Source organism: Novosphingobium sp. AP12 (genome assembly GCF_000281975.1).
Classification (GTDB): domain Bacteria; phylum Pseudomonadota; class Alphaproteobacteria; order Sphingomonadales; family Sphingomonadaceae; genus Novosphingobium.
The window spans coordinates 1-7,580 of sequence record NZ_AKKE01000103.1; the positions used below are offsets into that span (position 1 = coordinate 1).

Sequence of the window (7,580 nt, forward strand, 5' to 3'; positions counted from 1 at the left end):
GGGGAGCCGGTATCATGGCTCGCGCCGCCCGAGGACGAACGCCCTGCCGAACGCCGCCCGCCGCGTGCGCCCGCGCCCGACGTGGACGCCCCGTCGCCGCCCGCCCGGCTCGACTCGGCCGCCCTGCCCGCAGACCTCCCCGCCTTCACCACCTGGTGGATGAGCGAGCCGCTGCTGGGCGAAGGCGATCTTTCGGCCCGCATCGCGCCGCAGGGACCGGCGGGCGCCAAGATCATGGTGGTGGTCGAGGAACCCGAGGCGGAAGACCGCGCCGCCCTGCTCTCCGGGCCGCAGGGACGCCTGCTCGACGCGATCCTCTCGGCCTTCGGAACGAAGCGCCAGGAGGTCTATCTCGCCAGCGCCCTGCCGCGCCACACACCCGGGCCGGACTGGGCGCAGGCACATGCGCTGGGGCTCGGCCAGGTCGTTGCCCATCACGTCAGCCTGGTGGCTCCTGCGCGCCTCATCGTGCTTGGTGGAAACGTCCTACCGCTTATCGGCCACGAATCGCCGCAACGCCCTGCCGTTTTACGAAGTTTCAACCATGAAGGGCGATCGATACCCTTGCTTGCCTCTTGGGCCCTGCCTGCGCTGCTCGGTCAGCCGCGCGCGAAGCCGGTGCTCTGGAAGGCTTGGCTGGAGTGGACGTCCGCTTGAACGGGCCCTTCCGGCCGGCAGGAATCCCCGGAAATATCCGGGGTATCGCACAGGATCGCGGGGAATGAGATTTTGAAACGAATTACCAGGGCCGGAATGACCAGGGCGGGTTTGTGGGCGGGGTTCATGCTCGCCGCGACCGTTTCGGCAGTTCCCGCCTATGCGAACAGCGCGGCGGTCGATTATTTCCGCACCCGCGCGGACCGCACCGCCGTCCCCTCGCTGCTCAGCCAGGACGACCGGGCCTATTACCAGCAGGTCTTCGACGCGATCGACGCCAAGGACTGGTCGACCGTCAAGCTGCTGCTCGCCCAGCGCCCCGACGGCCCGCTCCACCAGCAGGCCCGCGCCGAATACTACCTCGCCTCCGGCTCCCCCAAGATCGAGCTGGCTGAACTCCAGTCCTGGCTCTCGCAGGGCGCGGAGCTTCCGGGCGCCGACCAGATCAGCCGCCTCGCCCTCAAGCGCGGGGCTGGGACCGTCCCCACCCTCCCCAGCGAACAGAGCTTCGCGCGGCTGCCCTCGATGTCCAAGCGCGTGCGCCCCGCCTCGATCGAAGACGGCACGATGCCCGGCTCGGTCTCGGCCGGCATCCTCGACCGCATCAAGAACGACGATCCGATGGGTGCGCGCCTGCTGCTCGACGGCATCGACGCGAACCTCAGCCCCTCGACGCAAGCCGAATGGCGCCAGAAGGTGGCCTGGAGCTTCTACATCGAGAACCAGGACGCAGCCGCGTACCAGATGGCCCAGCTCGCCGCGCTCGGTAACGGGCCGTGGGTGGGCGAGGCCTGGTGGACCGCCGGGCTCGCCGCCTGGCGCCTGGGCGACTGCGACGGCGCTGCCGATGCCTTCGGCCGCACCGCCCAGTCCTCCGAGAATGCCGAGCTGACCAGCGCCGCGCACTACTGGAAAAGCCGCGCGCTGGTGCGCTGCCGCAAGCCCGAGCAGGCCGCCGCCGCGCTGCGCCTCGCCGCCGCGCGCGACGAGACGCTCTACGGCATGCTCGCTTCCGAACAGCTCGGCCTCAAGATCCCCGAACAGCACGCCGCCGCCGACTTCACCCAGGCCGACTGGCAAGCCTTGCGCGCCAATCCCAACGTGCGCGCCGCCGTGGAACTCGCCGAGATCGGCAAGGACAGCCTCGCCGACGAAGTGCTGCGCCACCAGGCCCGCATCGGCAGCGCCTCGGAATATGCGCCGCTCACGCGCCTCGCACGTGACCTCGGGCTGCCCGGCACCCAGCTGTGGATGGCCTACAACGCGCCCTACGGCGGCAAGCCCGAGCCGGCGACGCGCTTCCCGACGCCGAAGTGGACTCCGGTCGGCGGCTGGAAGGTCGACCCGGCGCTGGTCTATGCCCACGCCCTGCAGGAATCGGTGTTCCGTGCGAATGTCGTCAGCCCGGCCGGCGCGCGCGGCCTCATGCAGATCATGCCCGCCGCCGCGCAGGACCATGCTTCCTCGCTCGGCGTCTCCGGCAATGCGACTGACCTCAACAAGCCCGAGGTCAACCTGGCCTTCGGACAGCGCCACCTGCAGATGCTGCAGAACAACCCCGGCACGCAAGGGCTCCTGCCCAAGGTTATGGCCGCCTACAATGCCGGCCTCGCGCCGATAACGCGCTGGAACACCGACGTGAACTGCCAGGGCGACCCCCTGCTCTGGATCGAGTCGCTCCCCTACTGGGAGACGCGCGGCTACGTGAACATCGTCATGCGTAACTACTGGATGTACGAACGCCAGGCCGGCGGCGTATCCGAGAGCCGCATGGAACTGGCGCAGGGCGAATGGCCGACCTTCCCCGGCCTCGCCGGATCGCAGGGCGTGCGCATGGCCTCGAACGGAGCCATCGTGCGTGGCCGTTGATACTTCGCGGACGTTCAAGCCCATCAACATCGCCCTGCTCACCGTCTCCGACACCCGCACGGCCGAGAACGACACTTCCGGCGACATCCTCGCCCAGCGAATCCAGGATGCCGGCCACACCCTCGTGCGCCGGACTATCGAGCGCGACGATGCGGGCCGCATCGCCGAACTGCTGAACGCGTGGATCGACGATCCCGAAGTCGACGCCGTGGTTTCCACCGGCGGCACCGGCCTCACGGGCCGCGACGTGACGCCCGAGGCGCTGGGCAAGCTGGGCGGCCGTGAAATCCCGGGCTTCGGCGAGCTGTTCCGCTGGCTCAGCTACAAGACCATCGGCACTTCCACCGTACAGAGCCGCGCCATGGCGGTCGTCGCGCGCGGGACCTACCTGTTCGCACTCCCCGGCTCGAACGGCGCGGTCAAGGACGGCTGGGACGGCATCCTCGCCGAACAGCTCGACAGCCGCAACCGCCCCTGCAACTTCGTCGAACTGATGCCGAGGCTGCTGGAGGTCTGAGGCTCAATCCTTGGCATGTGGTTCGGCCAAGGCTTCGTTGCCAATGAAGCCAAAGTTGAATCCATAGCGCGATGGGTCTTCGGTCTGGGCCGTCAGCGCATTGAAGATGCAGCCCATCTGCTCGATGCCGCTGTCCACGACATGTCCTTTCGCATCCAGCGCCGGCTTGATCTCCCACGCATCCGCGCCGTGCCGGATCAGGACCTGCCCGGGCCGAACCCCGCAGAACCCCTCCAACGCCTGCGCGAAATCGGCTGCCGAGGCATAGCGAGAAATTTCAGGTAGAGCGGCCAACCGTCCCTGCTGCGCCAATTCCTCGCGCGCCTTCCTGCTCATTTCCGGCCTCATCTGGCTGTCAACATAGGCGCCGTAGGCATCCCCGGTAGCCCGATCGTCGAACCACAGGATCGTCCCCTCGGCTGCCTTGCGGATGCAGGCGAACTGCTCAGGCGAGACGGCGGTACGCTCGCCGATCCTGACGAAGTCGTCGTCGACGTCTTCCTCGTGTGTCACGAAGAATCCTCTTCGATCGAGGCCGCAGTTCACAAGCGCCTCGACGACCTGATGGTGCTCGGTAGGTGGCAGGTCGGGCATGGTTCCTCGCGTCGGTCTGAAAGCGGCAACGGCACCGCTTGCCTGCCGAAGATTGCAACGTGGAGCGCTTCGCACAAGACGCTGGCAAGGCCCGCCGTGCCCGAATGGTGCGCGCTCCGCGAGGGTCAGGGCCGCCCCCGCCCGGCGGTTGGCAACCCTGTGGACAAGTCGGGCAAATCCGGTGGCCTGTCCGGCAAAACAGAACGGCGGCCCACCCCAAGGGCAAGCCGCCGTCCCTCGACCGGCGCCCGGAGGAGGCGCGCGGCCTTGCGCAAGGGTCAGGAGCCGAAGCGGTACTTCAGGCGGAAGCCGTACATCTGCGGCTCGTTCACGATCTGCGATTCCATGCCGAACGAGGCGTAGGCGTTGTTGACGTTGAGCGGGAACTTGTCGTTCGTGACGTTGGTCATGAAGAACGAGGCGTCAATCGGCGCGCCCAGCACGTCGTTCCAGTTGGCGTTGAGGTTCAGCAGGTTGCTCGGCGGCGCGTTGCGGAACGCGGGCGCGGTCGCCAGGCTCAGGACCTGCGCGCTGGTGTAGACGTAGGTCGCGCCGAAGCTGATCTTGCCGATGCTGTCGTCGAGGGGGAGCGTGTAGCTGCCCGTCAGCGTCAGGCGGTGCTTGGGCGACAGCGCCAGCCGTCCGCCCTCGACCGCGGTGGGGACAAGCGCGGTGTAGAACTGCGCGGCCTCGGCAGGCACTTCGGGGGGCGTGAGCTTGAGCACCTCGGTGTTGAGGTAGGTGTAGCCCGCGTCGATCTTGAGCCCTTCGAACAGGCTCACCGAGCTGTCGACCTCGATGCCCCAGATGCGCGACTTGCCCGCGTTGACGATCGCGTTGCCGCCGATGAACGGGTTGCCCGGACGCGGATTGCGGATGAGCGCGGCCGAGATCTGCTGGTCGCGGAAGTCGTTGTAGAAGGCCGCGACGTTGAAATAGCCGCGGATGCCGCCGGTGCGGAAGCTGGTCTTGGCGCCGAGCTCATAAGTGTCGACCTTCTCCGGCCCCCACGTCTCCAGCAGCACGTTGGCCGAGGCGACGCCCGCCGCGCGGTAGCCGCGCGCCCACTTCGCGTAGAGCAGGATGTCGCTGTTGGGCTTGTAGTCGAGGTCGATCAGCCAGGTCGGCTTGTCGGACTTGGCAGTGAAGGTGACGTTGCAGCGGGCGTGCTCGGCAAGCGATCCGAGGATGACCGGCGTGCCGTTGGGATTGGTCACGCGCACGGCATTGCCGCAGCCGATCACCGTGCCGCCCGTCAGCGGGAAGCGCAGGTTGGTGCCGTCGTAGCGGTGCGTCATCTTGTCCCAGGTGTAGCGCAGGCCGCCCGTCAGGCTGAGCTGGTCGGTGAAGGCATAGGTGCCCTGCGCGTAGAGGCCCTGGCTGCGATACCAAGTCTTCTGGAACGGGATCGACATGCTCGCGCTCGATCCCGGCGGGCAGCTAACGACGGGGCCACCGTTCAGGTAATTCCCCAATTGGTCGTAGGCGTTCTGGCAGTTGGTAAGCTGCGTGGTCGCCTGCGAGGTGAAGCCGATCGGGTCGCTCGCCTCGTAGTAGCCGCCGCCCTGCCAATTGAGCTTGCCGTCGCCGCTGCGACCCTGGAACTGCAGTTCCTCGGTCCAGGTGGACTGGCTGGCGTTGTTGTAGCCGGGCGTGTTGTTGATGCGGATCAGCGTCTGCGCCAGCTGGTTGGCGGCATTGGTGTAGTATTCGCCTTCGAGGCTGAGGCGCGTGGTCTCGCGGAATTCGCCGTAGCTGGCGATGTTCTTGATCGTCAGCGCATCGCTGGCGGTGAGCGTGGTGGTGTTGATGACCTGCCATTGCTGCATGTGCAGGCGCGGATCGGGCTCGGAGTTCTCGACGTCCCACCAGCCGTCGCCGCGCGCGTTCTGGCGGTCGACCTGCCGCTGGCAGAACACGCCCAGCGGCGAGGCCGGGTTGCAGCCGACCACGCGCGCGATCGTGCCGTAGCTGTCCGCGTCCGAGAAGCTGGCGATCGTGTAGTTTTCGAGGTCCGGCGTCAGCTCTGCGAGCACGGAGAGGCGCGCGGCGATGAAGTTCGAGTTGCCGAGGGCGTCGGGGCCGATGCCCGAGTGGTTCTCGAGATAACCGTCGCGCTTCATGCGGTCGATGCCGAGGCGGACCTTGAAGGTGTCGGCCAGCGGCAGGTTGATGACCGCCTGCACGCGGCGCTGGTCGTAGTTGCCGAGTGTGCCCTCGACGTAGCCTTCGAGCGTGTCGGTCGGGCGGCGGGGCACCAGCAGCACCGCGCCGCCGGTGGTGTTGCGGCCGAACAGCGTGCCCTGCGGACCTTTGAGCACCTGCACGTTCTGCAGGTCGAACATCGCGCCCACGCCCACGCCGTTGCCCGAGGTGGTCGAGCCGCCAGCGCGCGGCGCGACGACGTCGGCGAAGTAGGTGCCGACCGAAGGCTGCGTGGCGAGGTCCTGCACGAAGCCGCGGATCACGAACGAGGCCTTCTCCGGCCCGTACTTGGCGTTGAGCGAGAGCGAAGGCGTGTAGGTGGCGAGATCGGCGGAGCTGACGACGTTGCGCTGGGTCAGCTGCTCCTGGTTGAACACCGTCATCGAGATCGGCACGTCCTGCAGCCGCTCTTCGGTGCGGCGGGCGGTGACGACGATGGCGTTGGGGTCGACCACGTCGCCTTCGGATTCCTGCGCCATCGCGGGGGTGGCCAGCGCGGCGGCGACCAGGCTCGTGCCCAGAATCAGGACGCGGCGCATCTCGGATCGGTTCATTCTCTTCCCTCCCTGTACTTCGCGAGCGGGCCCTTCGTGAGCCCTGCCCGGGGCGGCTGCGTTAGTGGCCAGCCGCCTCTCATTGGCGGCGAAGGTCGCGCCAATATTGTACACCTGTCAAGAATGTGCGGTTTGCCGATCGTCCGGTTTCGCTGCCGATCCACCCGCCCGGGGAGCACCCCCATCCCCGACCGGCGCGGATAAACCGATAGGTTACAGGGGCTTGGGTGGTGGCCGCCCTCAAGATATGCGCCACAGTATCCCATTGACGCCGGGACGATGCTTGTCAGGGACAATCGGATTTCCGCCATGGAATGCGAACGTCGCGATCTTCACCTCGACGTAACGGGTGCGCCGATAGAGTGCAGCCATGAGCAAAGACGCAGGCGGGACGGATCAGGTGAACACGACGAGCGCCCGGCTACCGGCCCGCTGGATGCTGCTCGGGCTAAGCGCCGTGAGCGCGCTGCTGCTCGGCCATCACGTGCTGGAATACATCGCGGTGGTGCGCGAGGGCGCGGGCAGCGCAGCGCTAACGCTCGACTTCCGCACCTACATGTGCGGCGCGGCGAACCTGACCACGCCCTACGACATCTGCCACAACGGCGAGTACGTCAGCGGCTTCGTCTATCCGCCGCCCTCGCTGGTCTATTTCCACCTGCTGTCGCGCCTGCCGATCGACGCGGCGTTCGTGATCCACACCGCGCTGTGCCTCGCGGTGCTGGCGATGGCCTCATGGATGGCGCTGCGCCTGATCGCCGCGCCGCGCCTCGTCGCCTCCGCCGCGCTGCTGGCCGCGCTGGCCATCGCGCCGATCGGGACCTCGCTGGCGGCGGGACAGGTCAACATCCTCCTGATGGTAGCGGCGGTCGCGGGCGTGTGGTTCGCCGCGAGCGGCAAGCCGGGCCGCGCCGGGATCGCCATCGCGCTCGGCTTCTGGCTCAAGATCTATCCCGGCCTCGTGCCCGCGCTGTTCCTCACCCCGCGCAAGTGGCGGGCGGCGGCCGCGACCGTGATCGCCAGCGCCGCCCTCGCACTGCTGGGGCTGCTCTGGGCCGCGCCGGGGCTGTACCTCCAGTATTTCCTCGAGCTGCTGCCCCATGCGCAGGGCTACACCATGCCCGGCGTCGCACAGTCGCTGGCGGGGATCGCCACGCATATGGAGGCGGGCGGCGGCCAGCCGG

The 7,580-nt window shown here is 67.9% G+C and carries 6 protein-coding genes; 4 read left to right on the forward strand and 2 right to left on the reverse strand.

What is annotated here, in order from left to right; translation table 11 throughout:
• The 3 genes from PMI02_RS15085 to moaB form a co-directional block, all read left to right on the forward strand.
• A partial coding sequence (locus tag PMI02_RS15085) for a uracil-DNA glycosylase family protein (RefSeq protein ID WP_007684295.1) occupies positions 1 to 657 on the forward strand: 657 nt, incomplete at its 5' end.
• A 96-nt stretch (positions 658 to 753) separates the two neighbouring features.
• The gene (locus PMI02_RS15090) at positions 754 to 2,526 is read left to right on the forward strand and encodes a lytic transglycosylase domain-containing protein (RefSeq protein WP_007684298.1); all 1,773 of its coding nucleotides are present in this window, start codon (positions 754 to 756) and stop codon (positions 2,524 to 2,526) included.
• Entirely contained in the window at positions 2,516 to 3,043 is a 528-nt protein-coding gene (gene moaB, locus PMI02_RS15095) for a molybdenum cofactor biosynthesis protein B (RefSeq protein WP_007684300.1), read from the forward strand. The genes PMI02_RS15090 and moaB overlap by 11 nt, the downstream gene beginning before the upstream one ends.
• 3 nt (positions 3,044 to 3,046) lie before the next feature.
• Here moaB and PMI02_RS15100 read toward each other — a convergent pair whose 3' ends face one another.
• Positions 3,047 to 3,637: a hypothetical protein gene (locus PMI02_RS15100; RefSeq protein ID WP_007684302.1), complete on the reverse strand. Its 591-nt coding sequence runs from the start codon at positions 3,635 to 3,637 to the stop codon at positions 3,047 to 3,049.
• Between the two features lie 278 nt (positions 3,638 to 3,915).
• Entirely contained in the window at positions 3,916 to 6,396 is a 2,481-nt protein-coding gene (locus PMI02_RS15105) for a TonB-dependent receptor (protein WP_007684304.1), read from the reverse strand.
• A 370-nt stretch (positions 6,397 to 6,766) separates the two neighbouring features.
• On the opposite strand from PMI02_RS15105, the gene PMI02_RS15110 reads away from it, so the two are divergent.
• The coding region (locus tag PMI02_RS15110) for a glycosyltransferase family 87 protein (protein WP_007684306.1) at positions 6,767 to 7,580 on the forward strand (814 nt) is incomplete at its 3' end.